The organism is Streptomyces sp. NPDC007025 (genome assembly GCF_042869455.1).
Taxonomy (GTDB): domain Bacteria; phylum Actinomycetota; class Actinomycetes; order Streptomycetales; family Streptomycetaceae; genus Streptomyces.
This window is the reverse complement of sequence record NZ_JBIAFT010000004.1, coordinates 329,294-355,045: the sequence shown is the minus strand read 5'-3', so window position 1 is coordinate 355,045 and position 25,752 is coordinate 329,294. Positions and strand designations below refer to the sequence as shown.

Genomic DNA, 25,752 nt, shown 5'->3' with positions numbered 1-25,752 from the left:
CACAGGGGGCTGCGGGGCTTCCCCGGGCGCACGTGCGCTGCCACGCTGAGAGGATGAGCGAGCTCCTCGAACAGCTCCGGTCCGCACTCCCCGCCGACGCCGTGCAGACCGACCCCGACGTCCTGCGCGCGTACGCCGCCGACACGGCCGGCTTCTGCCCCGCGGGCCGCCCGGTCGCGCTCGTGCTGCCGCGCACCGTGGAGCAGGTGCGGCACGTGCTGCGCACCGCGTACGCGCGGCAGGTCCCGGTGGTGCCGCAGGGCGCCAGAACGGGGCTTTCGGGGGCCGCCAACGCGGTGGAGGGCTGTCTGCTGCTCTCCCTCGTCCGGATGGACCGCATCCTGGAGATCGACCCCGTCGACCGGATCGCCGTGGTGGAGCCGGGCGTCGTCAACGCCCGGCTCTCCCGCGCGGCGGCCGAGCACGGCCTCAGCTACCCGCCGGACCCCTCCAGTTGGGAGACGTGCACCATCGGCGGCAACATCGGCACCGGTTCCGGCGGCCTGTGCTGTGTGAAGTACGGCGTCACCGCCGAATACGTCCTGGGCCTCGACGTCGTGCTCGCCGACGGGCGGCTGCTGTCCACCGGCCGCCGCACCGCCAAGGGCGTGGCCGGCTACGACCTCACCAGGCTGATCGTCGGCTCCGAGGGCAGCCTGGGCATCGTCGTGCGCGCCGTCCTCGGACTCCGTGCCCAGCCGCCCCGGCAGCTCGCGCTGGCGGCGGAGTTCCCCTCGGCCGCCGCGGCCTGCGACGCCGTGTGCCGGATCATGGCGGCGGGCCACACGCCCGCGCTGCTGGAGCTGATGGACCGCACCACGCTGCGCGCCGTCAACGAGATGACGCAGATGGGGCTCCCCGAGACCACCGAGGCGCTGCTGCTCGCGGCCTTCGACACCCCCGACCCCGCCCCGGAGCTGCGCGCCGTGGAAGAGCTGTGCACGGCCGCGGGCGCGAGCGAGGTGGTACCGGCCGCCGATCCCGCCGAGTCCGAACTGCTGCTGCAGGCGCGGCGGGCCGCGCTGACCGCGCTGGAGGCGGTCAAGGGCACCTCGATGATCGACGACGTGTGCGTCCCGCGCAGCCGGCTGGCCGAGATGCTGGCGGGGACCGCGGAGATCGCCGAGCGGTACGGGCTGACCATCGGCGTCTGCGCGCACGCCGGGGACGGCAACACCCACCCCACCGTCTGCTTCGACGCCGCCGACGAGGACGAGGCCCGCCGGGCGCGCGAGTCCTTCGACGCGATCATGGAACTGGGCCTGCGGCTGGGCGGCACGATCACCGGTGAACACGGCGTCGGACTGCTGAAGAAGGACTGGCTGGCGCGGGAACTGGGCGAGGTGAGCCTCGAACTCCACCGGGCGGTCAAGGCCGCCTTCGACCCCACCGGGATCCTGAACCCGGGAAAGCTGTTCTGAGGACCTGCCGAGGGCGGGTCCGGGCCTTGAGCGCCGGGTGCCACCGGTGTACCCGGTTACAGGGCCTTGACGAGGCGGCCTACAGCTCCAGCGGCTCCAGCAGCCGGTGCGGGCGCAGCAGGGCGCGGCTGACGGCGTCCTGGCGGGCCGTGGGGCCGTCGGCGCCGGGGGCGGGGCGCAGCTCCACATCCTGCGGCGGCACCGCGGCCGTTCCGCAGGTCGCGCATCCGCCGCCGGGGCCCAGCTGCTGCCCGCAGTCGGCGTGCACGTACAGCCGCCGGGCCGGGGCGCCCTGGGAGGCGAACTGCTGCCCCCAGGTGAGCAGCGCGAACAGTGCGGGCCACAGGCGGCGTCCCGGCTCGGTGAGGACGTACTCGTCCCGGGGCGGGGACGCCTCGTACCGGCGCCGCTCCATGACGCCGGACTCGGTGAGGGTGCGCAGCCGGGTGGAGAGCACGGCGCGCGGGATGTCCAGGTGCGCGAGGAAGTCGCTGTAGCGGCGCACACCGTAGAAGGCGTCGCGCACGACCAGCATGGTCCACCGCTCGCCGACGAGTTCGAGGGTGCGGGCGAGCGCGCAGTCCTGGGCCGCGTAGTCCTTCTTCAGCGCCATGGCCGCCAGCTTACCAAGAAGTCGATTCGTTCATTGAACTTTGGGTGCTAGCCTGCCCCGGTCAAGCGGGTTCAATGAATGAATCCGCTGGTCGCCGCTCTTCACCCACCGCCTGCCCACTCCGAGGAGCCACCTCGTGCCGACCGCACCGAGACCGTCCGCCGCCCGTCCCGGTGCCGTGCTGGCCGCCACCAGCCTGGCCACCTTCGTCGTCCTCATGGACTACACGGCGCCGATGCTCACCCTCCCCGGCATGACCGCCGACCTCGGCACCTCGCTCGCCGGCCGCCCCTGGCTGCTCAACGGCACCCCGCTCGGCCTCGCCGCCGTGCTCCTGGTCGCGGGCAGCTTCGCCGACGACCACGGACGCAAACGGGTCTTCGTCGGCGGCCTCGGCGCGCTGACGGTCACCGTCGCGCTGGGCGCCCTCGCCACCGGCACCCTCGGCTTCACCCTGGCCCGGATCGCCCAGGGAGCCGCCGGGGCCGCCGTCCTCGCCAGCAGCCTCGGACTGCTCGCCCACGCCTTCCCGGCCGGACCGGCACGCATCCGGGCCACCGGAGTGTGGGGAGCGGCCCTCAGCGGCGGCATCGCCGTCGGCCCGGTGGCCTCCGCCGCACTCGGCACCGTCGACTGGCGCCTGTGCTACGCGGTCTTCGCCGCCGCCGCGCTCCTGCTCACCGTCTTCTCGGCCCGCGTCCTCACCGAGTCCCGCCATCCCCGCCCCGGCCGCCCGGACCTGGCCGGTGCCCTGCTGCTCGGGCCCGCGCTGACCGTCCTGCTCGCCGCCCTCACGCTGGGCCGGGACGGCTGGCTGCGTCCGCAGGTCCTGGGCCCGGCCACCGCGGCCCTGGTTCTGTTCGCCGCCTTCGCCGCGGTGGAGAACAGAGCCGGCGCACCTCTGCTTGACCCCGCGCTCTTCCGCCGCCCGGCCTTCCTCGCCGCGACCAGCGGCGCCCTGTTCACCGGTCTCGGCGTCATCGGCCTGTTCAGCTACCTGCCCGCGCTGCTGCAACAATCCCTCGGCATGTCCGAACTGGACACCTCCTGGCTCTTCCTGCTGTGGTCCGGCACGGCGCTGCTCGCGGCCCTCCAGGTGCGCCGGCTGCCGGCCCGGTTCGCCGCCCGCCACCAACTCGCCCTCGGCTTCGCACTCTCCGCCGCCGGCGCGCTGACCATGCTGGGCGCGCTGGCCGCCGGCTCCTGGGCCCGCACCGTGCCCGGGTTCTTCGTCGCGGGCGTCGGCAGCGGACTGCTCAACGCGGCGCTGCCCCGGCTAGCCGTCGAGAGCGTCCCCGCGGACCGGACCGCCATGGGCTCCGGGGCCAACAACACGGCGCGCTACCTCGGTTCGTCCCTGGGGCTCTCGCTCACCCTCGCGGTCTCCACCACCGCACCCGGGGCCGACCCCGCGCAGGCCCTCGCCCACGGCGCCGACCGTGCCCTGTACGTAGCAGCCGGACTGATGCTCACCGGCGCGCTGGCCGCCCTGCTGTGCCGCACGCGGCGCTCCCCGGCCGCCCCCGCCCGTCCGGAGGCCCCGGCACCGGCCGTCGCCGAGCCCGCGGCGCCCGCCGGGCCGGTCGGCCCGGCGGCCCGGTCCGCGGAGCCCACCGCCTGAACCCCGGCCGCCGGGTCCCGGACCGGCAGCCGCCCGTCCCCGCGGAACACCCGCCGGGCGGGCGGCAGCCGCCGCGCCGGTCACCCCGGCAGCCCGGTCACTGCTCCAGCAGGCCGGTCAACTGTTCGTCCAGGCCCAGCGCCTCCGACTCGCTGCCCGGCGGCACCGCCCGCAGCACCCGCTCCAGCCAGTCGGCCACCACCTGGTTCGGCGCCTCCAGCAGCGCGTCCCCATTGGGCGAACTCAGCGCCAGGCAGAGCACGTCGCGGCCCGCCACGGAGGTCGGCCACACCCGTACGTCACCGTCCCCGCACGGCTGCGCCACCCCCTCGACCAGCAGTTCGCGGGCGAACGTCCAGCGTACGGGCGTGTCGGAGTGGATATGGAAAGTCATGTGGACGGCGTAGGGGTCGTCCGTGCGGTAGCTGAGCCGGGCCGGTACGGCCACGCTGAGCTCCGGCGCGAGGACGAGCCTCATCTCCACTTCGCGTTCGACGACTGTGTGCATGCTGTGCGCCCTTTCGTGTGCTCCCCGGATCCCCGGATCCCCGGTGCGGGCCGCCGGGAAGGGGCCCGCACCGGACAAGAGGCGGCAGGGCGCGGTTTCTTACACGGGTTCGCGGAAGTTTTTCGCCGGGCACCCCGCGCGGGTGACCTCCAGGTGGTCTCCAGGTGGCAGCCGGGGGCGCTCCTGCCGAGTGACCGGGTGCAATTCCACCTGGTCGGGGCGCGGGCGACGGGGCGTCGGCAGGGCGCCGGCGGGTCCCTCGAAGGCGGTCCACCCGGCGACTGCTTCCGCCCCGCGCGGTCTTCTTCGTTACTGTCCTCCTTACCGTCCTGCCCGGACGGTGAGGAGGAGCCCGCCGCGCCGCGAGCGGCGGGCCGTGCGGCCGCACCACCGCGGCCCGGTCGAATGCTTCGTGCGTGAGGGGAGTTGGGGGCTGTGGGACCCTCCGGTACTCATGGTGAGGTGCCCCGTGCTGGGTACTATCCGGATCCGTCCATCCCCGGATACATCCGCTACTGGAACGGCTCGTCCTGGGTGCCCGGGACCAGCCGCCCCGAGCCACGTGAGGGTGAACCCATGCCCGCGCCGCCGCCCGTGGCGTCCTCGCCCGCGGCGGCTCCCGCCCCGCCCGCCACCGGCGGCCAGGAGGGCCCCGCGGGCCCGCCGAGCCCCCGCCGTTCGACGGCGGACGAGACCGGCCCGGTCTTCCTGGACGAGGGCGGCGACGGGGACGGGCCCGGTCCGCAGCGGCCGGCCCCGGGCCCGGAGCCCGCGGCGTCCGGGGCATCCCCCGGCCCGGCCCCGGCCCGGCCGCAGTCCGGCCCGGGGCAGTCCGGTCCGCCGCAGGGCGGCTTCGGACCGCCCGCCGCCGACCCCCGGGGCAACTGGGGCGGCGACGCGCGGGCGGCGGAGCCCACCGAAGCCGAACCGGGCCCGGCGCCTGAGACTCCGCAGCCGGGCGGCCGGGAGAAGACGGTCGGCCTGCGCCGCTCCGAGGTGCTCCGTACCGGTGACCGGCCCCCGCAGGCCGGGGCGCCCGCCCGTCCGGCCACGGCCGGGGACGCCGCCGCTCGCGGCGGCCCGCCGGCTTCCGACGCGTCGGCGGAGGGCGGGGCGCCCGGTGCCGCTCCGGTGCCGACGGCCGTGAACCTGCCCGAGCAGTCCGCCCCCGCCGCGGCGTCCGCACCGCCGGGCCGTCCGGCGGCGATCCCGGCACAGAGCCAGGCACAGGGTCCGGCACAGAGCCAGGCACCGGAGAACGGCCGTCCCTCCCCGGGCGGATACGCGCCGGACCGGGGCGAGCCGAATCCGTCCGGTACCGGGGGCACTCCCGCCCCCGGCCAGGCCCCCGGGCCCGGCCGACCGGCACTCGCACAGGAGGCCGCCGGGGCCGTGGCGGAGCGGCCCGGGCAGCAGACGGCACTCGGCGCGGGCCCGGTGGCGCTCCCCGCGCAGCAGGGACCACCCGCCGGGCTCGCCCCGGTGCCCGGGCCGGGGCAGGACCAGGCCGGGCGCCCGCCCGCCGCCCAGCAGCCCGGTCGGCTCCCGGAGTCGGCCGCGCCCTCCTGGTCGCAGCCGGCGGGGGCGACCGCCCGGCCGCAGTCCGCGGGGCAGGACGCCGTCACCCCGTGGCGGCCGCCCGCCGACGACCCGTTCGCGCGGGCCGCGCAGCAGGAGGCGCGGCCCGGGTCGCTGGGCATGCGACTCGGTGCGCGCCTGGTCGACCTCGTGCTGACGCTCGGGGTGGCCGCGGGGGCTGCGTTCCCCTTCGTGGACCGGACGATCGACCACATCGACGCCAAGGTGGAGGCCGTGGAGCAGGCGGGCGTCACCCAGCGGGTATGGCTCGTCGACGGCACGACGGGCGGCTATCTGGCGCTCGTCCTGGGGGTCGTACTGGTCTTCGGGCTGGTCTACGAGGTGCTGCCGACCGCCCGGTGGGGCCGCACGCTGGGCAAGAAGCTGTTCGGGCTCTCGGTGGTGAACATCGAGGGCTACGGAACGCCCTCGTTCGGCAAGGCCGTGCTGCGCTGGCTGGTGCACGGGGTGCTGGGGCTGCTGGTGGTCGGCGTGGTCAACGCCGCGTGGTGCCTCTTCGACCGGCCCTGGCGGCAGTGCTGGCACGACAAGGCGGTCGGTACGTTCGTCGCCAAGGGGCGCGCGGGCGGCGGCGAGCTGAGGCTGTGACCGCGGGGGTGCCGGACCCGGTGCGGCGCGTGCCGGTGCGGGGAACCCGCCCGCCGCGGCGCACGCTGAGCCGGGGCACCCGCTGAGGTAGCGGCTACCGCGAGGTCGTTCGCCTCGGGGACCGGAGGCGAACGGACCTGTCCGTCCCCCGAACAGCCCGCCCCGGATGCGGTGGGCTCCCGTGGGCGGTGCACTCGGGCCATGAGTACGGACCAGCCGGAGAACGATCCGTTCCGGAAGCCGCAGGAGCCGGGGCAGGAGCCGCAGCGCCCCGCCGCGGGCGGACAGCCGCCGGGGCAAGAACCGCCCGGCGCCGGGGCTCCGCCGCCGGGCGGACCGGGTACGCCGTACGGCAATCCGCCGCCGCCCCCCGGCGGCGGCCCCGGAGACGGCTACGGCGGCGGATACGGCGGCGGTCCGGGCGGCCCCGGGGGGCCGGGCAGCGGCGGCGGAAGCCCTTATGACAACCCCTACGGGGGGCCGGCGGGCGCCGCGGACCCGCTGGCGGGGATGGCGCCGTTGGCGTCGCGGGGCAAGCGCCTGGTGGCCCGGATCATCGACGCGCTGCTGGTCGCCATCCCGATCGGCATCATCGCGGGCGTGGTCGAGGGCGGCTATTCGACCGACACCGGAATCGACTACTGGCCTCAGCTCGGCTACACCCTCGTCTACTTCCTCTACGAGGGGCTGATGCTGACGAACTCGGGGCAGACGGTCGGCAAGAAGCTGATGCGCGTCCGGGTCGCGATGCTGCAGAACGGTGCCGTACCGGCGGGTAGTCCGGGATGGCTGCGGGCGGCCGTCTACCAGATCCCTCCGCTGGTGCCCTGCGTGGGTTCACTGTTCTGGCTGGTGAACGTGCTCTTCTGCACCTGGGACAAGCCCTATCAGCAGTGCCTGCACGACAAGGCGGCCCGCACGGTGGTGGTCGCGGCGGACTGACGGCTCCGCCGCCCCGGCGCGCTTCGCGGTCCGGCCGGGCCGGTGCGCTCCGGGAGCCCCCGGCGCGGTGGCCGGGGAGCCCGGGAGGGGGCGGCGGGCACGGGTCAGTTGCGGGCCCCCAGGCCCGCTGTCGCGGCGGGAGCCGGGGCGGCGGCCGTCCGCGCGGCGGGAGCGGGGTCGGGCCGGGCCGCCGGTGTGCGGGAGCCGACGGCGGCGGGGACGCGGGCAACGGTCCGGCGCCGCCGCAGCGTTGGTCCGGCGGCGGGGACGGCCACTGCCACCAGCAGGCCGAGTGCGAGGGACGCGAGAGCGATCACGGCGATCCAGGCGCCCGAACGCGTCTCGGAGAGCAGCAGCATGGCGAGCGTGGCGCAGCTGACGGTGGCAGAGCCGTAGACGAGTTGGGCGGGGTGCGGACGCGGCATGGCGGATCCGTCCTCGGGGGTGTGGGCACGGTCTGAACGGGTGAACAGGTCGATCTGCGCGACGGGTTGCCTCGGTACAAACGGGGCGCCATCGAACGACTCTACGGTCCGGCATGCCCTTGCGGAAAGCGCGGCAAGCGTGAGCTGACCCACGCCGTAGTTGCATGGGGGGCGCACCGGCGCACAAGGCTCCGCTTGTTCCAACTGGCGGACGGCGGGCGGGTCTTGCGGGGGTCGCACGCCGCCCGTGGCGGGCGCGGGTGGCGGAGGGCGGTCCGGTGCGCGGTGCATGCTCCCGTACCGGTGTTCGCACCCGCTATCTGATGGGGAGTTGGGGATTCCGCTTAGTCGGACGTTCCGGCTGGTTCTCCGCACTGCCAGCGGTTGGGCCAATGGCGACGTCGAAAGTAGTAGTCCTTTCAATCAGCCGCGACAAAACACGTAAAGTGGGGCAAAACACTCAACAAGATGGCACAGTTACGGACGGTCAGGGGGGTCTGAAGTTCCACAAACGGGTGGCCGGGTACAGGTGATCGACGGTCGTGCAACCCAGGTATGAATTTGTTTGCATCGTTGCAGGTCAAAACATGATCATCCGTTACCCCCTGGCGATCGGCGCTCGATCGCGTTTAGATGCATGGTGGGGATGCCTCACGGCGGCCCCGTATCGACCGACCCGAACGAGTCTCACGGGGGAGATGGTGATCATGTCAGGAGGCGGATTCGTCAGGCTTCCGGACGGCAGCGTGATCGTCGCGCTGACGCTTCCGGCGCCGCGCGAGCCGCACAGTGCCGCCGCCGGTGCCGCCGCCCCGGGCACGCGGAGCGGCAGCGGAGGCGGAGCCCGTCGCTCCGCCGTCGCTCCCGCCCCGGGACGCCCCGGGCTGCTGCCGGCCTCGCGGCGCTGGTCGGCGTTCGCGGACGAACCGCACACGGTGCGTGAGGCCGCGGTGCGCAGGCCCAGCGAGGAGCAGCGCGTCCGGGTGCTGGTGCACGCCGGCAACCGCGCCCGCGCGCTGACCAGGCTGCGGAACCTCGGCCTGCGGGCGATCTATCTGCGCGGCAACGCGGAACCGCCCACCGCGGACGAGGTCACGGCGGTGCTGCACCACCCCGAGGGGCTGGTCTGGCGGGCCGTCCCGGACGACGACCGCAACTCCTGGCGCCCCATCGCGGCCCTGCTGCGCGTCACCCCGGCCTGACCCCGCGTCCTTCGACGGCGCCCCTGCCTCCGGCTCCCTCGCGGGGCCGGAGGCAGGCGTGCGGCCGCACGCCTGCCCGGGCCCGCGAGCGGCCCTGTCCGGCCCGCGCGAGGGCTCCGTCTAGGCGGGAGCGACCACGGGCTTGCCGGTCAGCTCCACGCCCTCCTCGCGCAGCTCGTCCAGCGCCCGCTGGACGGTCTCCTCGGCGACGCCCGCGGTCAGGTCGAGCAGCACCTGGGTGCGGAAGCCCTCGCGGGCGGCGTCCAGCGCCGTCTCGCGTACGCAGTGGTCGGTGGCGATGCCGACGACGTCGACCTCGGTCACCTGCCGTCGGCGCAGCCAGTCCGCCAGCCGGACGCCGTTCTCGTCGGCCCCCTCGAAGCCGCTGTATGCGGCGGTGTGGGCGCCCTTGTCGAAGACCGCCTCGATGGCGCCGGACGCGACGGCCGGCGTGAAGTTCGGGTGGAAGCCCACGCCCTCGGTGCCCGCCACGCAGTGCGGCGGCCAGGAGTGCCGGTAGTCCGGGTCGGCGGAGAAGTGGTCGCCGGGGTCGAGGTGCGCGTCCCGGGTCGCGACGACATGGCGGTAACCGGCGGAGGCGTCCCCGACCAGGTCGGTGATGGCGGCCGCGACGTCGGCGCCCCCCGCGACGGCGAGGCTGCCGCCTTCGCAGAAGTCGTTCTGGACGTCCACGACGATCAGTGCCCGGTGCATGGTGCACACCTTTCGGCTGGTGGGTCGGCTGGGAGGGGGTGAACCGGGGAGCGGCGGGCCGCGCCCTCGGCGGACGTGAGCAGGAGCCGCCGCCCGTCACCTCCGAGACTAGACACTCGCGGGGCCCGGCGGCAGGGTGCGGACGCCGCCGCCGCGGCTCGCCGTACCGGGGGTTACACGTGCTCGACGGGGAGTACCGCCTCGCCCCGGGAGAGCTGCGTCGCGGACATCGGCAGCCGGGCACGGGCCGCGCGGTGGCGGTCGCGGGCGGCGTCCAGGGGCTCGCGGCCGACGACGGTGCCCCGGTCGACCAGCTTCACCTGGAGCAGGTGCTCGGCCAGCTCGGGCGGCACCTCGCCGGTGCCCACGATCTCCGCCGTGGCGACCCCGTCCGCGTCCACCGGCCGGGCGGCCCACTTGGCGCCGCCGATGGAGGTCTTGCCGCCGGTCGACCGCTTGGCCACCGGGCGGAGCGGTGCCCCGGGGGTGTCGGAGTCGGCCCGGGCCACCAGTTTGTAGACCATCGAGCAGGTCGGGTGGCCGCTGCCGGTGACCAGCTGGGTGCCCACGCCGTAGGCGTCCACGGGGGCTGCGGCCAGCGAGGCGATGGCGTACTCGTCCAGGTCGCTGGTGACCACGATCCGGGTCCGGTCCGCGCCCAGTTCGTCGAGCTGCTGGCGTACCCGGTGGGCCACCAGCAGCAGGTCCCCGGAGTCGATCCGGACGGCGCCCAGCTCCGGGCCGGCGACCTCGACCGCGGTGCGCACCGCCTCGGCCACGTCGTAGGTGTCCACCAGCAGCGTCGTACCGCTGCCCAGGGAGTCGACCTGTGCGGTGAAGGCGTCCCGCTCGGTGTCGTGCAGCAGGGTGAAGGCGTGGGCGCTGGTGCCGACGGTGGGGATCCGGTAGCGGAAGCCGGCGGCCAGGTCGGAGGTGGTGTCGAAGCCTCCGACGTAGGCCGCCCGGGCGGCGGCCACGGCGCCGAGTTCGTGGGTGCGGCGAGCGCCCATCTCGATCAGCGGGCGGTCGGCCGCGGCCACCGCCATCCGGGAGGCCGCGGCGGCCACGGCGGAGTCGTGGTTGAGGATGGAGAGGATCACCGTCTCCAGCAGCACGCACTCGGCGAACGTGCCCTCCACGCGCAGGATCGGGGAGCCGGGGAAGTAGACCTCGCCCTCCGGGTAGCCCAGGATGTCGCCGCCGAAGCGGTAGTCGGCCAGCCGTTCGAGGGTCGGCTCGTCCACCACCCGGGTCTCGCGCAGGAAGTCGAGCAGCTGACCGTCGAAGCGGAAGTTCTCCACCGCGTCCAGTACTCGCCCGGTGCCCGCGACGACACCGTAGCGGCGGCCCTCGGGCAGCCGCCGGGTGAAGACCTCGAAGGCGGAGCGGCGTTCGGCCGTCCCGGCGCGCAGCGCGGCCTGCAGCATGGTCAGCTCGTACTGGTCGGTGAAGAGCGCGGTGGACGGCACCTCCACCGGCAGCCCCGTCTCCAGCCGCCGGGCGTGTTCCTGCCGGGAGTCGTGCGGGGGCTGCCCCCCTGGGGAATCCAGCACTGCTGCCTCACCTCGTGTGTTCGGGCCGGTCGCTGCGAGCGTACCCCGGATCTCGTCATCCTGACGATATACGGGGCTCGGGGGAGCTGTTTGGGCGCCCCCGGGTGCCGAGTGGCAGCATGGGACCCGTGAGTGTCGCCCCCACGGAGATCGAGCGCCCGGAGACCACCGAGGAACCCGTAGAGGTTCCCGAGCCGGATGTGCCCTGGGTGACCGTCGTGCACAACGACCCGGTCAACCTCATGAGCTACGTGACGTACGTGTTCCAGGCGTACTTCGGCTATTCGAAGGAGAAGGCGAAGAAACTGATGCTCGACGTGCACCACAAGGGGCGCGCCATCGTCTCCAGCGGGACCCGCGAGGAGATGGAGCGCGACGTGCAGGCCATGCACGGCTACGGCCTGTGGGCCACGCTCACCCAGGACCGCTGATGGCCGGACACTTCGAGCCGACCGGGGACGGCGGCGCCGCCATCGCGCTGGACGAGGTGGAGATCTCGATCCTGCGCAGCCTCGCGGTGCAGCTCCTGGAGCTGATCGGTCCGGGCAGCGAACCCGCCGACCGGCCGCAGCCCCCGCAGGGCGCCGAATCCTCCGGCCCGACGGGCGGCGCGAGCATGGAGGAGGAGCTGGCGGGCATCGAGGCGGTCTCCTGGCCGCCGTTCTCCGAGGGGCCCAGTGAGCCGCCCGCCGACCCGGTGCTGGCCCGGCTCTTCCCCGATGCCTACGGCCCCGGGCCGGACGCCGCGCCCGCCGAGGACCTGGCGCCCGGCAGCGACGAGGCCGCGCGGGCCAAGCAGGACCGCGCCGCCTCCGCGGAGTTCCGCCGCTACACCGAGAACGACCTGCGGGCCCACAAGCGGGAGGCCGGGCTCGCGATGGTGCGGGCGCTGGACGGGCTGACGCCGGGGGAGCGGGGCGCCGTGCTCACCCTGACCCCGGAGCAGTCCCAGCAGTGGCTGGGCGCGCTCAACGACCTGCGGCTGGCCATCGGTACCCGGCTGGAGGTGAGCGACGACAGTGACGACGAGCTCTACCGGCTGCCCGACACCGACGAGCGCAAGCCCATGGTGATGGCCTACCTGTGGCTGGGCGGTCTGCAGGAGACCCTGGTGGAGGCGCTGCTGCCGGGCACCGGCGCCGACTGAACCGCTCCCGCGGAACCCGCCGCCCCGGCGGCCCCGCATGGGGCCGCCGGAGTGCGCGCGGCCGGTTCCCGACGCGGAATCCCGGCCGGTTCCCGGCCCGGCACCACGTGGCGCGGGAGCAGCGTCCGCGCGGCACGGCATCGTCGTGACGGATGCGCCCCGGAGTCCGCGCCGTTCACCCGGTCGGGTATTCGTGCGCGATGCCGGACGACCCTCGCGCCGCACGCCGCCGCGGCGCGCCTGCTGGGGCGACCGCCGGGGTGTTCCGCCGCGCCGCCGCCGGCCGCACCGCCTCCGTGCCGTGCGCCCTGCGTCGCCGAGCGCTCCGCGTGGTACGTCTCCCCGCGTCCGGCTGCGGCCCCGGGTGCCGTCCCTGCCGTACGGCGGCGCACCGCGGGCCGGCCGCCTGCCCGGACGACTCCGGCCGGGGATCGGGCGCGATCCGGAGCGGGCCGGACCGGTACGGCGAAAGGCGCACCAGATGACCTCCGAGGTCGAGGACCACGATCCGGTACCGGACCCGGCGTCCGGCACCGCGGCGGAAGGCGCCGACGGCGCGGCCTCCGGCGGCGGCTCGCCAGAGGGCTACCGGCGGGGGCTGGGCGGCCGGCAGATCCAGATGATCGCCATCGGCGGCGCCATCGGGACCGGGCTCTTCCTGGGCGCGGGCAAGTCCATCCACAAGGCCGGACCCAGCATCATCCTGGCGTACCTCGTCGCGGGCGCCGTCATCTACGTGATCATGCGCGCGCTGGGCGAACTGCTGATGTACCGCCCGGTCTCCGGCTCGTTCTCCGAGTACGCGCGCGAACTGCTCGGGCCCTACTGGGGGTTCGTCACGGGCTGGACCTACTGGCTCTTCTGGGTCGTCACCGGCATCACGGAGGTGACGGCCGCCGCGACCTATGTGAACTACTGGTGGAACGTCCAGCCGTGGATCTCCGCACTGGTGTTCACCGTCGCCCTCTACGGCATCAATCTGATCTCCGTGAAGCTCTTCGGGGAGCTGGAGTTCTGGTTCTCGATGATCAAGGTGACCGCGATCGTCGGCATGATCCTGATCGGCCTCGGGGTGCTCACGCTGGGCTTCTCGCAGGCCGGTGACACCGCGTCGGTCGGCAACCTCTACCAGCACGACGGGATCTTCCCCAACGGCGTCGGCAGCACCCTGATGACGCTGCAGATCGTGATGTTCTCGTTCCTCGCCGTCGAACTGGTCGGCGTCACCGCGGGCGAGGCAGCCGACCCGGCCAAGGTGCTGCCCCGGGCGATCCGCACCGTGCCCTGGCGGATCGCGCTGTTCTACATCGGGTCGCTGGTCGTCATCCTCTCGGTCGTCTCCTGGACCGCGTTCGAGCCGGGCACCAGCCCGTTCGTCGCCGCGTTCCAGCGCATCGGGCTGCCCGCGGGCGCGGCCGTCGTCAACTTCGTGGTGCTGACCGCGGCGCTCTCCTCCTGCAACTCGGGGATGTACTCCACCGGCCGGATGCTGCGCGACCTGGCGCTCAACGGCCAGGGCCCGCGGCTGTTCACCCGGCTCTCCGGCACCGGCCTGCCGTTCGTCGGGACCACCGCCTCGGCCGCGCTGATGTCGGCCGGCGTGTGGATCAACTACGAGTGGCCGTCCAAGGCGTTCGACTACGTCGTCTCCTTCGCCACCATCTCCGGCATGTGGGCCTGGATCATGATCCTCTGCTCGCAGCTCCGCTACCGGGCCAGGGCCGACCGGGGCGAGCTGCGCCGCTCGGACTTCCGGATGCCCGGCGCGCCCTGGACCGGCCTCGCGGCCCTGGCCTTCATCTTCCTGGTGATCGCGCTGATGGGCTTCGACCCGGACGCCCGGGTCTCGCTCTACGCCGCACCGATCTGGGCGCTGCTGCTGACCGTCTCGTACTTCGTGGTCAAGGCCCGCACCCCGCACGTCTTCGCCCGGCCGGCTCCGCCCGTGGCCCCGGCCGAGCAGCCGGAGCAGCCCTGAGCCGCCCCGGCGCCGGACACCGCCGCTGACCGCCCCGGGCACCGCTGCCGCGTCCGCCCCTGCCTCCGGCCCGTCCGGGCGGTACCGACCGGACGGCCCTCTCCGGCGGGCGGTGCCGGGCGCGTGCTTATCCTTGCCCCCATGCTGACCATCACCCAGGAGCTGCACGACCGGATCGTCGCCCACGCCCGCGCGGACCACCCGGACGAGGCGTGCGGCGTGCTCGCCGGACCGGTCGGCAAGGGCCGCCCGGAGCGCTTCGTCCCGATGCTGAACGCCGCGCGCTCGCCGACGTTCTACGAGTTCGACTCCTCGGACCTGCTCAAGCTCTACCGCGAGATGGACGACCGGGACGAGGAACCGGTCGTGATCTACCACTCGCACACCGCGACCGAGGCGTACCCCTCGCGGACGGACATCTCCTACGCCAACGAGCCCGGTGCGCACTACGTGCTCGTCTCCACCGCCGAGTGCGGCAACGAGGAGGGTCCCTTCTCCTTCCGCTCGTTCCGCATCGTGGACGGCGAGGTGACCGAGGAAGAGGTCGCGGTCGTCGAGAGCTACTGAGTACCTGCTCAGCGACCTGTCCCCGACCATTCTGAGACGGTTCCGTCCGCATCATGAAACCGGCATCCGATTTCCCGTCCGGGAATCGTTACGATGAGCCCATGGTTGTCCCCGACGTGAGCGCATTCGAGAAGGCCCCGGGCAGTGTGCTCGTGGCGCGCCTGCACGTCGACCTGTGCCGCCTCGCCAGCGCGATCTGTCCGCTGTCCTGACGCGGCGCCCCCACGGGTGCCGCAGTGCGCGCCCGGGCCCCGTCATTCCCCCTGCCCGCGGTACGGGGCATGCGCGCGCAGCCATCCGCACGCCGAACAGCCAGCCCTCTTTCCTCTCCGACGGGAGCTCTCTCATGGCCATCGAGGTCCGCATTCCGACCATCCTCCGCACCTACACCGGCGACCAGAAGGTCGTCGAGGGCACGGGCGCCACCATCGGTGAGCTCTTCACCGACCTGGAGAGCCGCCACACCGGCATCCAGGCGCGCCTGGTGGACGGCGGCGAGCTGCGCCGGTTCGTGAACGTCTACCTCAACGACGAGGACGTGCGCTTCCTCGACGGCATCTCGACCCGGCTCGGCGACGGCGACAGCGTCACGATCCTCCCGGCCGTCGCCGGGGGCTCCGGTGCGCGGCCGTCCGGCCGGCGCCTGGGCATGCGCTGATGCGCTACGACTCCCCGCTCGAGGCGGTCGGCAACACGCCTCTGGTCCGGCTGGCCCGCCTCTCGCTCTCCGACGAGGTGCGGATCTGGGCGAAGCTGGAGGACCGCAACCCCACGGGCTCCATCAAGGACCGTCCGGCGCTGCACATGGTCGAACAGGCCGAGAAGGACGGCCGGTTGCGGCCCGGCTGCACCATCCTGGAGCCGACCTCCGGCAACACCGGCATCTCCCTGGCCATGGCGGCCCGGCTCAAGGGCTACCGCATCGTCTGCGTCATGCCGGAGAACACCAGCGAGGAGCGCCGCCAGCTGCTGGCCATGTGGGGCGCCGAGATCATCTCCTCGCCCGCGGCGGGCGGCTCCAACACGGCGGTCCGGGTGGCCAAGGAACTGGCCGCCGAGCACCCGGACTGGGTGATGCTCTACCAGTACGGGAACCCGGACAACGCGGGTGCGCACTACGCCACCACCGGCCCCGAGATCCTCGCCGACCTGCCGTCCGTCACCCACTTCGTGGCGGGCCTCGGCACCACCGGCACCCTGATGGGAGCGGGCCGCTATCTGCGCGAGCACCGTCCGGACGTGAAGATCGTCGCAGCCGAGCCGCGCTACGACGACCTGGTGTACGGGCTGCGCAACCTGGACGAGGGCTTCGTGCCCGAGCTCTACGACGAGTCGGTGCTCACCACGCGCTTCTCGGTCGGCTCCGCGGACGCGGTGACCCGCACCAGGGAACTCCTCGCGCAGGAGGGCATCTTCGCCGGAGTCTCCACCGGCGCCGCGCTGCACGCCGCGATCGGGGTGGGCCGCCGGGCCGTGAAGGCGGGGGAGAGCGCCGACATCGTCTTCCTGGTGGCGGACGGCGGCTGGAAGTATCTGTCGACCGGTCTGTACACCGCCGAGTCCGACGAGGACGCGGTCGCCGCCGTCCAGGGCCAGCTCTGGGCGTAGCGGCACGGCCCCCGGGACCGCTCCCGGTTCCGGCACCCGGTCAGTCGGCCAGGTGCCGGACCCGCTCCCAGGTGTCGGGGTCGACCTCGCCGCAGCGGGTGCGGAGCCGGCCGAGCCCGGCCTCGGCCAGGATCTCCGGCTCCAGATAGGCGGGACCGGCCGCCGCGTCCTCCGGAAGCACCGGAAGCGCGGTGGGCTCCGGCGTGAGCCGGGCCAGCCGGGCGCCGTCCGTGCGCACCGCGAGGACGAGGAAGAGCGGCTCACTGCCGTCCGGGAGGCTGGTCCGCCAGATCTCCCCGGGCCGGGGGCGCGGCGCAGCCCGCCCGGTCCGCGGCTTCCTGCCCCGCCCGCCCGGTTCCGCGGGACGGCGGGGGCCCAGTCGGCCCCGGCCGTCCACGAGCGCCGCCACGAACGCGAGCAGCACGACGCCGCCGAGCGCCAGCCACCACCTGGTGTCCATGTCCGTTCCGCCTCCGCCACGCCTGCGAGGTGTCCGGGGTGTCCCTCCCGACACCGTGCGGCGTTTGCGCGGGGACCGCCCGGGGAACGACGCTACCCCGCGCTGGTGATTCCGCCCACACCACCGCCGCATCGAGGAGCCGACCCGACCCGCGCGGCTTACGCTCGGAAGTCCCCTCGTCAACCAGATGGGGACTTCTCCCGCAGCCGTCAACGGAGGTTCCCGCTCCATGAAGCTCACCGTCGTCGGCTGTTCCGGGTCGTTCCCGTCCACGGAATCGCCCTGTTCGAGCTATCTCGTCGAGGCCGACGGCTTCCGGCTGCTCCTGGACATGGGCAACGGCGCGCTCGGTGAGCTGCAGCGCCACTGCGGGCTCTACGATCTCGACGCGATCGCACTCAGCCATCTGCACGCGGATCACTGCATCGACATGTGCGGCTACTTCGTGGCCCGCTACTACCGCCACGAGGGCGGCCGTTGCACTCCCATCCCGGTCTACGGTCCGCCCGGCACCGAGCAGCGGCTCACCACTGCCTACGCCGACACCCCGTCCGAGTCGTCGATGAGCGAGGTCTTCGCCTTCCGCACGCTCACGCCCGGCGGCAGCTTCGAGGCGGGCCCCTTCCGGGTGCGCACGGAACGGGTCGAGCACCCGGTGGAGGCGTACGCGTTCCGTGTCGAGCACGAGGAGAGCGGGCGGGTCCTCACGTATTCGGGTGACACCGGGCCCTGTCCGGCGCTCGAACTGGCGGCGCGGGACGCCGATCTGTTCCTGTGCGAGGCGTCTTTCACGGACGGCAAGGAGCAGATCCCGGGTCTCCATCTGAACGGACGGGAGGCCGGGGAGGTCGCGGCCCGGGCCGGGGCCGCGCGGCTGGTGCTCACCCATGTACCGCCGTGGACGGATCCGCAGATCAACCTGCGGGACGCGAAGGCGGTCTTCGCCGGGCCGGTGGAGATGGCCCGGGCCGGCGCGGTGTACGAGGTCTGAGAACCGGCCGGCGTGCCGCGGCGGCGGAGGCCGCGCGGGCACGCCGGCGCGTGTCACTTGGTCAGGTCCTCGACCTCTTCGTCGGGTTCGCGGCCCGGGGTCTTGATGTCCAGCTTCACGATCAGGAAGCGGAAGATCACGTAGTAGACCGCCGCGAAGCACAGTCCGATCGGGATGATCAGCCAGGGTTTGGTGGCCAGGCTCCAGTTGATGGCGTAGTCGATGAAGCCCGCCGAGAAGCTGAAGCCGTGGTGGACCCCGAGCATCCAGGTCACCGCCATCGAGAGGGCCGTGAGCACCGCGTGCACCACGTACAGCACCGGTGCGATGAACATGAAGGTGAACTCGATCGGTTCGGTGATGCCCGTGACGAACGAGGTCAGCGCGAGCGAGACCATCATGCCGGTCACGGCCTTGCGGCGGTGCGGCTTGGCGCAGTGCGCGATCGCCAGCGCGGCGGCGGGCAGCCCGAACATCATGATCGGGAAGAAGCCGGACATGAACTGGCCCGCGCTCGGGTCGCCCGCGAAGAACCGGGCGATGTCGCCGTGCACGACGTCCCCGGAGGCGTTCGTGAAGTCACCGAGCTGGAACCAGGCGACCGTGTTGAGGAACTGGTGCATGCCCACCGGGATCAACGCCCGGTTGATCAGACCGAAGATGCCCGCGCCGGTGGCGCCGAGCCCGGTCATCCACTCGCCGAACGCGGTGATGGCGTCCCCGATCGGCCCCCATATCAGGGTGAAGGCCACGCCGACGACGAGGCCGACGAAGGCCATGATGATCGGCACCAGCCGGCGGCCGTTGAAGAAGCCCAGCCAGTCCACCAGTTTGGTGCGGTGGTAGCGCTGCCAGACGACCGCGGCTATCAGCCCCATCAGGACGCCGCCGAGCACTCCCGGGTCGTTGTAGACGGCCGGGGTGTCCTCGCCCGCCTTGACCACGGCCTCGTGGACGGGGAAGGCCTCCAGGACGTTCTTGTAGACGAGGAAGCCGACGAGCGCGGCGAGCGCCGTGGAGCCGTCGGACTTCTTGGCGAAGCCGATGGCGACGCCGATGCAGAACAGCAGCGGCAGGTTGTCGAAGATGGCGCCGCCCGCGCCGGCGAACGCGGCGGCGACGTCGTGCCACTTCAGCCCCTCGTCGCCGAAGACGTCGGGCTGGCCGAGCCGGTTGAGGATGCCTGCGGCGGGGAGGACGGCGATGGGCAGCTGCAGGCTGCGTCCGACCTTCTGCAGTCCTTGGAACAGTCCGGAGCCCCGCTTCTTCGCGGGAGCAGCGGTGTCCGTACTCATGGGGGTGTTCCTCCAGGTGGAGCGGGCGCTGCACAGGGAGGAGGCAGCCCGCTGGTGGTCTAGTCCACGTAGTGGTGTAGACCATTAGTAGCACGGCCCCCGCGCACGGCGGAACGGTCTCTTCCGGGTGATCTGGGCAACGTCCGGCTGCTGCCCGCGGCCGCGGGAGCCGACGGCGGGCAGGTGCCGGCTCCGCGCGGGGCGCCGCTACCGGGTGATGTCGTTCTCGATCTCCTCCGCGATCTCCTCCGGCTCCCGCCCGGGAGTCTTGAGGTCGAACACGGAGATCACGACCCGGAAGATCACGTAGTAGACCACCGCGAAGCACAGTCCGATCGGGATGATCAGCCAGGGTTTGGTGGCCAGGCTCCAGTTGATGACGTAGTCGATCAGTCCCGCGGAGAAACTGAAGCCGTCGTGCACGCCGAGCCCCCAGGTGAGAGCCATCGAGACACCCGTCAGCAGGACGTGGATGACGTAGAGCACCGGGGCCACGAAGAGGAAGGAGAACTCGATCGGCTCGGTCACCCCGGTGACGAACGAGGTCAGCGCCGTCGAGAGCATCAGGCCGCCGACGACCTTGCGGCGCTCCGGCCGGGCGGCGTGCGTGATGGCCAGCGCGGCGGCGGGCAGCGCGAACATCATGATCGGGAAGAACCCGGTGAGAAACTGCCCGGCGTCCGGGTCGCCGGCCAGGAAGCGGTTGATGTCGCCGTGCACGATCTCGCCGTCCGGCTTCTTGTAGCTGCCGAACTGGAACCACATGAAGGTGTTCAGGAACTGGTGCATCCCGATCGGGATCAGCGCCCGGTTGGCGATGCCGAAGATCCCCGCCCCCCAGGCGCCCAGGTCCGACATCCACTTCGAGAAGCTGGTGAGCCCGTCACCGACGGGTGGCCACACCCACTGGCACAGCACCGCGAAGACCAGCGCGACGAAGGCCATGATGATCGGCACCAGCCGGCGGCCGTTGAAGAAGCCCAGCCAGTCCACGAGCTTCACCCGGTGGAAGCGCTGCCAGAACCACGCGGTCAGCAGCCCGACGATGATGCCGCCGAACACCCCCGGGTTCTGGAAGGAGGCGGCACCGGCGGCGGTGCTGTCCTTGGCCAGGCAGGTGCCCAGCTCGGCGTCGTAGCTGGTGCCCGAGGGGCAGTCGGGGAACTGCTGGAGGATGTTGTAGTAGACGAGGAAGCCGGCGACGGCGGCGAGCGCGGTCGAGCCGTCCGCCTTCTTGGCCATGCCGATGGCCACGCCCACGCAGAACAGCAGCGGCAGTCCGAGCGCCGAGTCCAGCAGCGCGCTCCCCGCGCCGAGGAAGACCTTGGCCACATCCGTCCAGCCCAGTCCGTCGTCGCCGAAGATGTCCGGCTGGCCGAGCCGGTTGAGGATGCCGGCGGCCGGGAGGACGGCGATGGGGAGCTGGAGGCTGCGGCCCATCTTCTGCAGGCCCTGGAAGAATCCGGAGGTCCACTTCCTCCCCGGCCCGGCTGCGGCGTTGGCGCTCACGGCCCCTCCTGACTGGTCGGCCGCCCGTCCGCCGACCGGGCGACTGACGCATACTGGTGTAGACCACTACTGGATGCGGGGGCGTCCGCCGTGCGGCGGCCGACGCCCTCGCGGCACCAGTAAGCGTCATCATTCGCCAGACAGCGCACCGGCGCGCGCAAAGCTGGGCTGATCGTGGGCTAACGTGACAAAAGATCCACCGATGCCAGCAACGCCACAGCGTCCACCGGGCGGGAACACAGGAGAAGGACATGGCCAGCAAGGCTGAGAAGATCGTCGCCGGACTCGGCGGGCTCGAGAACATCGAAGAGGTCGAGGGCTGCATCACCCGCCTCCGCACCGAGGTCGGCGACCCCTCCCTCGTCGACGAGGCCGCCCTCAAGAGCGCGGGCGCCCACGGCGTGGTCAAGATGGGGACAGCGATCCAGGTCGTCATCGGCACCGACGCGGACCCCATCGCTGCGGAGATCGAAGACATGATGTGAGCCGACCCCCGGCCGGGTCCGACCCCCGGCCGGGTCCGACCCCCGGCCGGGTCCGACCCCCGGCCGGGTCCGACCCCCGGCCGGGTCCGACCCCCGGCCGGGTCCGTCCGCCGCCCGGTGGCCCGGGCCCGCGTTCGGCCCGCGCCCCCGGCCGGGGATACGCTCGCCCCCATGTCACGTATCGACGGCCGTACGGCCGAGGAGCTGCGCCCCGTCACGATCGAGCGCGGTTGGAGCAAGCACGCCGAAGGCTCCGTCCTGGTCTCCTTCGGCGACACCCGGGTGCTGTGCACCGCCAGCCTCACCGAGGGCGTGCCCCGCTGGCGCAAGGGAAGCGGCGAGGGCTGGGTCACCGCCGAGTACGCCATGCTGCCGCGCGCCACCAACACGCGTGGCGACCGCGAGTCCGTGCGCGGCCGGATCGGCGGCCGTACCCACGAGATCTCCCGCCTCGTCGGCCGCTCGCTGCGAGCCGTCGTGGACTACAAGGCGCTGGGCGAGAACACCATCGTGCTCGACTGCGACGTCCTCCAGGCGGACGGCGGCACCCGCACCGCGGCCATCACCGGCGCCTACGTCGCACTGGCCGACGCGGTGGCCTGGGCGCAGGAGCGCAAGCTCGTCAAGGCCAAGGCAAAGCCGCTGACCGGCACCGTCGCCGCCGTGAGCGTCGGCATCGTCGACGGCGTGCCGATGCTCGACCTGCGCTACGAGGAGGACGTGCGCGCCGAGACCGACATGAACGTCGTCTGCACCGGCGACGGCCGCTTCGTGGAGGTGCAGGGCACCGCCGAGGGCGAGCCCTTCGCGCGTGAGGAGCTCAACGGGCTGCTCGACCTCGCGGTCGCCGGCTGCGCCCAACTCGACGGTGCGCAGCGCACGGCGCTGGGGCACTGAACCGCAGCGGTCGCCGCCCGGAATTCCGAGCGGCCCGGGGAACTTTGCTCCCGCTTTACGCGTCTGACGGGGTGCGGGCCGCACGTGTCGAACCGTGCGGCCCGACCAGTCTCGGGGAGGGGACGCTGAGGTGTCACGCAGGAGGACTGTTCTGACAGCGGCTGCCGTCACGGCCGTCGTGCTGACCGTACCGGCGATGGCGAGCTGCTCGGCCGTCGACCGGACACTGGACTGCGCCGGTACGGCGGTGACCGTCGCCCGCTCCGTGGACGACCTCCGGCAGGCCGTCTCCGACGCCGGCGAGGACCCGGCCCAGGCGAAGCAGGCCCTGGACCGGATCGACAAGAACCTTGCCGCGATATCCGAGGAGACCGACGACGGCGACATCGCCGAGTCCGTCTCCCGGCTGCAGAAGGCGGCCGACAGCGTCCGCTCCGACGTGGAGGCCGGGCGCACCCCGCGGACCGGGCCGGTGACCGACGCGGCCGATCAGCTGACACAGGTCTGCACCCCCGGCTGAACCGCGCCCCGGGCGGGACGATACTGGGTGGCCATGAGCACCCAGCGCCTGATCCTCGCCACCCGCAACGCCCACAAAGTCGTCGAACTGAAGGCGATCCTCGCCGACGCGGGCCTCGAACCGGACCTGGTGGGCGCGGACGCCTACCCCGAGGTGCCGGACGTCAAGGAGACGGGGGTGACGTTCGCGGAGAACGCGCTCCTCAAGGCGCACGCCCTCGCCCGGGCCACCGGGCTGCCCGCCGTCGCGGACGACTCCGGGCTCTGTGTGGACGTACTCGGCGGAGCACCCGGCATCTTCTCCGCACGCTGGGCCGGCCGGCACGGGGACGACGCCGCCAATCTGGACCTGCTGCTGGCCCAGCTCGCCGACATCGACACCGCACACCGCGCCGCCCACTTCGAGTGCGCGGCGGCCCTCGCGCTGCCCGACGGCACCGAACGCGTCGTCAGCGGACGGCTGCGCGGCACCCTCCGGCACGCCCCCGCGGGCGCCGGCGGGTTCGGCTACGACCCGATCCTGCAGCCCGAGGGCGAGTCCCGGACCTGCGCGGAACTCGACCCGGCGGAGAAGAACGCGATCAGCCACCGCGGCGAGGCGTTCCGCGCGCTGGCCCCCGCCGTGCGGGAACTGCTCGGCTCGGACTGAAGCCCCTCAGGGTGCGCGAGGGGGGACTCGAACCCCCACGTCCGAAGACACCGGCACCTAAAGCCGTCCCGTCTACCAATTCCGGCACTCGCGCGCGCACGTATCGTACTGCGCCGGTGTGCCCGCGCACCGGGGCGGGGGCGGGCGCACCGGCGCGGGCCCGGAGCGGGGCGGAGGGCGGATGCCTTCCCGCGCGCCGGGGACGGGTGTGACGGGTCAGAACGTGGGCTCGTGGTTCTCGGATCGGGCCAGTGCGCGGGCCTCCTCCGGGGTGCTGACCGAGGGCGGCGAGCCGGCCAGCGGTCTCCGGGCCGTCTCCTTCATCATGGCCACCGCGATGATGCCGAGCAGCGCCGCGCCGGAGGCGTAGTAGGCCGGGGCGAGGTTGTCCCCGGTGCTGTCCACCAGGTAGGTCATCACACCGGGCGCGGTGCCGCCGAACAGCGAGGTCGCCACGTTGTAGCCGATGGAGAGCGAGCCGTAGCGCACATCGGTGGGGAAGAGCGCGGGCAGCGTGGCCGACATCGTGCCCAGCAGGCACACCAGGCAGGCGCCGAGCACCAGCAGCCCGACCAGCACCGCGGCGAAGCTGCCCTGCTGGAAGAGGGCGAAGACCGGGACGGTCAGCACGAAGAAGCCGACCATGCCCGCCATCAGGACGGGCTTGCGGCCGAAGCGGTCGTTGAGGTGCCCGATCCGCTGGATGACCGCCGCCATCGCCACCATCGTGATGATGGCCGCGACCAGCTCCATGGAGTTCTCGTACCCGAGGGAGTCGGTCAGATAGGCCGGCATGTACGAGAGCAGCATGTAGTCCGTGACGTTGTAGGCGGCCACCAGACAGATGCACAGCAGCAGGGTGCGCCACTGCTCGGAGAAGATGGACCGCAGTTCCTTCTGCGGCACGTTCTCCGAGAGCTTCGGCTCGCTCGCTTCCGCCGCGCCCGCCTCGGGCGCGGGCGCGAACTGCTCGGCGCGCTTCCGGAAGGCCGGGGTCTCGTCCAGCTTCATCCGCAGATACAGCCCCACGACCCCGATCGGCCCGCCCACCAGGAACGGGATGCGCCAGCCCCAGCGCAGCATCGCGTCGTCGCCCAGCGCGGTGTTCAGCACCAGCACCAGTGCGGCGGCGCCGGTGTAGCCGGTGAGGGTGCCCAGCTCCAGGAAGCTGCCGAAGTAGCCGCGCCGTCTGTCCGGCGCGTACTCCGCGATGAAGGTGGCGGCGCCGCCGTACTCGCCGCCGGTGGAGAAGCCCTGCACCAGCCGGCACAGCAGCAGCAGTACCGGCGAGGCGAGGCCGATGGAGGAGTAGGAGGGGATCAGCCCGATGCAGAAGGTGCCCGCCGCCATCAGCACCATCGTCAGGGCGAGCACCTTCTTGCGCCCGATGCGGTCGCCGAGGGGGCCGAAGAACAGTCCGCCCAGCGGCCGTACCAGGAAGGAGGCCGCGAAGGCGGTGAAGGAGGCGAGCAGTTGGGTGCTGCCGCCGCCGGGGAAGAAGACCTTGCCGATGGTGACCGCGAGATAGGCGTAGATCCCGAAGTCGAACCACTCCATGGCATTACCGACAGCGGCGGCCTTGGTGGCACGCTTGACCGTCGGCTCGTCCGTCACGGTGATGTCGCTGAGGCGGACTTTCGGATCCCGTCTGCGGCGCACGGCGCGGAAGAGGTACCGGTGCCGCTTGAGCGCGGCCGGGTCCGGGGGCTGGTCCTCGTGCTTCATCCCCCATGGGTACCACCCGTTCCACCTCCCTATACGGACCGCTTCCGGAGGCGGCGCACGATCACTCCGAAGCCAGCCCCAGGTCCCGCAGCAGCTTTGCGACGTGCCCGGTGGCCTTCACGTTGTACAGCGCCCGCTCGACCCGGCCCTCCTCGTCCAGGACGACGGTGGAGCGGATGACGCCGGTGACGGTCTTGCCGTAGAGCTTCTTCTCGCCGAAGGCGCCGTACGCCTCCATGGTCTCCTTGCCGGGATCGCCGACGAGGGTGACCTTCAGCGACTCCTGCTCCCGGAACTTCGCCAGCTTCTCCGGCTTGTCGGGGGAGACGCCGATGACGTCGTAGCCCTGACCGGCCAGCAGTTCGAGATTGTCGGTGAAGTCGCAGGCCTGCTTGGTGCAGCCGGGGGTCAGCGCCGCCGGGTAGAAGTAGACGATCACCTTGCGGCCCCGGTGGCCGGACAGCGAGACCTCCTTGCCGTCGGCGTCCGGCAGCGTGAAGTCGGGGGCGGTGTCGCCGGGCTCGAGTCGTGCGCTCATCGGGGCTCCTTCGTCTCCTGTGGGTTTCCTCCGGCGGCCGCCGCGGTACTCACCTGCACATGCGGTACGTCTCCGCGGTGGCGGCGGGGCCGACCCTGCCCGAGCGTAGCCGGAGGCCGTCGATCGGGGGTGCCGTGGGGCGGCGGCCCCGGCGAGCTGACAGGATGGCCGCTGACACACGGTAGGACGCAGGACTGA

General features: G+C 72.9%; 27 protein-coding genes and 1 tRNA gene. 17 read left to right on the top strand and 11 right to left on the bottom strand.

The genetic code is table 11. The annotated features are described in order from the left end of the window. The first annotated feature begins 53 nt into the window (after window positions 1–53). Window positions 54–1,421 carry an FAD-linked oxidase C-terminal domain-containing protein gene (locus ACFYMO_RS10355; protein WP_366769708.1) on the top strand — a complete coding sequence of 456 codons (1,368 nt, stop codon included), beginning with the start codon at window positions 54–56 and terminating at the stop codon, window positions 1,419–1,421. A 79-nt stretch (window positions 1,422–1,500) separates the two neighbouring features. Here ACFYMO_RS10355 and ACFYMO_RS10350 read toward each other — a convergent pair whose 3' ends face one another. Further along, a complete protein-coding gene (locus ACFYMO_RS10350; protein WP_366769709.1) occupies window positions 1,501–2,034 on the bottom strand; it encodes a helix-turn-helix domain-containing protein in 534 nt (177 codons plus the stop codon). Between the two features lie 136 nt (window positions 2,035–2,170). Here ACFYMO_RS10350 and ACFYMO_RS10345 point away from each other — a divergent pair, with 136 nt between their 5' ends. Continuing rightward, window positions 2,171–3,655: an MFS transporter gene (locus tag ACFYMO_RS10345; RefSeq protein ID WP_366769710.1), complete on the top strand. Its 1,485-nt coding sequence runs from the start codon at window positions 2,171–2,173 to the stop codon at window positions 3,653–3,655. Window positions 3,656–3,752: 97 nt separating this feature from the next. On the opposite strand, the gene ACFYMO_RS10340 is transcribed toward ACFYMO_RS10345, so the two are convergent. Continuing rightward, window positions 3,753–4,163 (bottom strand): SsgA family sporulation/cell division regulator, encoded by a 411-nt coding sequence (locus tag ACFYMO_RS10340; RefSeq protein ID WP_366769711.1) that lies wholly within the window; start codon window positions 4,161–4,163, stop codon window positions 3,753–3,755. A gap of 435 nt (window positions 4,164–4,598) precedes the next feature. On the opposite strand from ACFYMO_RS10340, the gene ACFYMO_RS10335 reads away from it, so the two are divergent. Together ACFYMO_RS10335 and ACFYMO_RS10330 are read left to right on the top strand one after the other, a co-directional pair. After that, window positions 4,599–6,350 (top strand): RDD family protein, encoded by a 1,752-nt coding sequence (locus tag ACFYMO_RS10335; RefSeq protein ID WP_388545527.1) that lies wholly within the window; start codon window positions 4,599–4,601, stop codon window positions 6,348–6,350. A gap of 201 nt (window positions 6,351–6,551) precedes the next feature. Further along, window positions 6,552–7,292, top strand: coding sequence for an RDD family protein (locus ACFYMO_RS10330; protein WP_366769713.1), 741 nt, complete (start codon window positions 6,552–6,554; stop codon window positions 7,290–7,292). A 104-nt stretch (window positions 7,293–7,396) separates the two neighbouring features. Here ACFYMO_RS10330 and ACFYMO_RS10325 read toward each other — a convergent pair whose 3' ends face one another. Next, window positions 7,397–7,717 carry a hypothetical protein gene (locus tag ACFYMO_RS10325; protein WP_366769714.1) on the bottom strand — a complete coding sequence of 107 codons (321 nt, stop codon included), beginning with the start codon at window positions 7,715–7,717 and terminating at the stop codon, window positions 7,397–7,399. 935 nt (window positions 7,718–8,652) lie between these two features. Between ACFYMO_RS10325 and ACFYMO_RS10320 the strand changes: the two genes are divergently transcribed. After that, window positions 8,653–8,919 carry a hypothetical protein gene (locus ACFYMO_RS10320; RefSeq protein WP_366769889.1) on the top strand — a complete coding sequence of 89 codons (267 nt, stop codon included), beginning with the start codon at window positions 8,653–8,655 and terminating at the stop codon, window positions 8,917–8,919. Window positions 8,920–9,039: 120 nt separating this feature from the next. Here ACFYMO_RS10320 and ACFYMO_RS10315 read toward each other — a convergent pair whose 3' ends face one another. Both ACFYMO_RS10315 and ACFYMO_RS10310 read right to left on the bottom strand, forming a co-directional pair. Continuing rightward, window positions 9,040–9,633 carry an isochorismatase family protein gene (locus ACFYMO_RS10315; protein WP_366769715.1) on the bottom strand — a complete coding sequence of 198 codons (594 nt, stop codon included), beginning with the start codon at window positions 9,631–9,633 and terminating at the stop codon, window positions 9,040–9,042. Window positions 9,634–9,806: 173 nt separating this feature from the next. Next, complete coding sequence (locus tag ACFYMO_RS10310) at window positions 9,807–11,183, bottom strand: nicotinate phosphoribosyltransferase (protein ID WP_388545688.1); 1,377 nt, start codon at window positions 11,181–11,183, stop codon at window positions 9,807–9,809. Between the two features lie 122 nt (window positions 11,184–11,305). On the opposite strand from ACFYMO_RS10310, the gene clpS reads away from it, so the two are divergent. The 7 genes from clpS to ACFYMO_RS10275 all read left to right on the top strand — a co-directional run bounded on the left by clpS (window position 11,306) and on the right by ACFYMO_RS10275 (window position 16,486). Continuing rightward, window positions 11,306–11,617, top strand: a complete 312-nt coding sequence (gene clpS, locus ACFYMO_RS10305; protein WP_019357017.1) for an ATP-dependent Clp protease adapter ClpS — start codon at window positions 11,306–11,308, stop codon at window positions 11,615–11,617. Continuing rightward, window positions 11,617–12,333 carry a DUF2017 domain-containing protein gene (locus ACFYMO_RS10300; protein ID WP_366769716.1) on the top strand — a complete coding sequence of 239 codons (717 nt, stop codon included), beginning with the start codon at window positions 11,617–11,619 and terminating at the stop codon, window positions 12,331–12,333. The genes clpS and ACFYMO_RS10300 overlap by 1 nt, the downstream gene beginning before the upstream one ends. Window positions 12,334–12,814: 481 nt before the next feature. Continuing rightward, window positions 12,815–14,311 carry an amino acid permease gene (locus ACFYMO_RS10295; RefSeq protein WP_388545522.1) on the top strand — a complete coding sequence of 499 codons (1,497 nt, stop codon included), beginning with the start codon at window positions 12,815–12,817 and terminating at the stop codon, window positions 14,309–14,311. A gap of 141 nt (window positions 14,312–14,452) precedes the next feature. Then, window positions 14,453–14,878 (top strand): M67 family metallopeptidase, encoded by a 426-nt coding sequence (locus tag ACFYMO_RS10290; protein ID WP_366769718.1) that lies wholly within the window; start codon window positions 14,453–14,455, stop codon window positions 14,876–14,878. A 101-nt stretch (window positions 14,879–14,979) separates the two neighbouring features. Beyond that, complete coding sequence (locus tag ACFYMO_RS10285; protein WP_019357021.1) at window positions 14,980–15,090, top strand: putative leader peptide; 111 nt, start codon at window positions 14,980–14,982, stop codon at window positions 15,088–15,090. A gap of 134 nt (window positions 15,091–15,224) precedes the next feature. Beyond that, window positions 15,225–15,536 carry a MoaD/ThiS family protein gene (locus tag ACFYMO_RS10280; protein ID WP_366769719.1) on the top strand — a complete coding sequence of 104 codons (312 nt, stop codon included), beginning with the start codon at window positions 15,225–15,227 and terminating at the stop codon, window positions 15,534–15,536. After that, window positions 15,536–16,486, top strand: coding sequence for a cysteine synthase (locus tag ACFYMO_RS10275; protein WP_366769720.1), 951 nt, complete (start codon window positions 15,536–15,538; stop codon window positions 16,484–16,486). Before ACFYMO_RS10280 ends, ACFYMO_RS10275 begins: the two co-directional genes overlap by 1 nt. A 40-nt stretch (window positions 16,487–16,526) precedes the next feature. On the opposite strand, the gene ACFYMO_RS10270 is transcribed toward ACFYMO_RS10275, so the two are convergent. Then, window positions 16,527–16,946, bottom strand: coding sequence for a type II toxin-antitoxin system PemK/MazF family toxin (locus ACFYMO_RS10270; RefSeq protein WP_366769721.1), 420 nt, complete (start codon window positions 16,944–16,946; stop codon window positions 16,527–16,529). Between the two features lie 229 nt (window positions 16,947–17,175). Between ACFYMO_RS10270 and ACFYMO_RS10265 the strand changes: the two genes are divergently transcribed. Next, window positions 17,176–17,937 (top strand): MBL fold metallo-hydrolase, encoded by a 762-nt coding sequence (locus ACFYMO_RS10265; protein WP_366769722.1) that lies wholly within the window; start codon window positions 17,176–17,178, stop codon window positions 17,935–17,937. A 53-nt stretch (window positions 17,938–17,990) separates the two neighbouring features. Here the strand turns inward: ACFYMO_RS10265 and ACFYMO_RS10260 are convergent, their stop codons facing one another. Beyond that, on the bottom strand, window positions 17,991–19,232 hold the full coding sequence (locus ACFYMO_RS10260) for a PTS transporter subunit EIIC (protein WP_366769723.1): 1,242 nt from the start codon (window positions 19,230–19,232) through the stop codon (window positions 17,991–17,993). Window positions 19,233–19,439: 207 nt separating this feature from the next. Continuing rightward, window positions 19,440–20,741 carry a PTS transporter subunit EIIC gene (locus ACFYMO_RS10255; protein ID WP_019357027.1) on the bottom strand — a complete coding sequence of 434 codons (1,302 nt, stop codon included), beginning with the start codon at window positions 20,739–20,741 and terminating at the stop codon, window positions 19,440–19,442. 194 nt (window positions 20,742–20,935) lie between these two features. Between ACFYMO_RS10255 and ACFYMO_RS10250 the strand changes: the two genes are divergently transcribed. The 4 genes from ACFYMO_RS10250 to rdgB all read left to right on the top strand — a co-directional run bounded on the left by ACFYMO_RS10250 (window position 20,936) and on the right by rdgB (window position 23,291). Next, on the top strand, window positions 20,936–21,226 hold the full coding sequence (locus ACFYMO_RS10250) for a PTS glucose/sucrose transporter subunit IIB (protein WP_272944204.1): 291 nt from the start codon (window positions 20,936–20,938) through the stop codon (window positions 21,224–21,226). A 171-nt stretch (window positions 21,227–21,397) separates the two neighbouring features. Continuing rightward, entirely contained in the window at window positions 21,398–22,123 is a 726-nt protein-coding gene (gene rph / locus ACFYMO_RS10245) for a ribonuclease PH (RefSeq protein ID WP_019357029.1), read from the top strand. 130 nt (window positions 22,124–22,253) lie between these two features. Continuing rightward, window positions 22,254–22,643, top strand: a complete 390-nt coding sequence (locus tag ACFYMO_RS10240) for a hypothetical protein (protein ID WP_366769724.1) — start codon at window positions 22,254–22,256, stop codon at window positions 22,641–22,643. Between the two features lie 33 nt (window positions 22,644–22,676). Further along, the gene (gene rdgB, locus ACFYMO_RS10235; protein ID WP_366769725.1) at window positions 22,677–23,291 is read left to right on the top strand and encodes an RdgB/HAM1 family non-canonical purine NTP pyrophosphatase; all 615 of its coding nucleotides are present in this window, start codon (window positions 22,677–22,679) and stop codon (window positions 23,289–23,291) included. Between the two features lie 12 nt (window positions 23,292–23,303). Here the strand turns inward: rdgB and ACFYMO_RS10230 are convergent. The 3 genes from ACFYMO_RS10230 to bcp form a co-directional block, all read right to left on the bottom strand. Continuing rightward, window positions 23,304–23,385, bottom strand: a tRNA-Leu gene (locus tag ACFYMO_RS10230). Window positions 23,386–23,507: 122 nt separating this feature from the next. Continuing rightward, window positions 23,508–25,016, bottom strand: a complete 1,509-nt coding sequence (locus ACFYMO_RS10225; protein ID WP_366769726.1) for an MFS transporter — start codon at window positions 25,014–25,016, stop codon at window positions 23,508–23,510. Between the two features lie 61 nt (window positions 25,017–25,077). Continuing rightward, window positions 25,078–25,554: a thioredoxin-dependent thiol peroxidase gene (bcp, locus tag ACFYMO_RS10220; protein WP_019357033.1), complete on the bottom strand. Its 477-nt coding sequence runs from the start codon at window positions 25,552–25,554 to the stop codon at window positions 25,078–25,080. Window positions 25,555–25,752 lie beyond the last annotated feature (198 nt).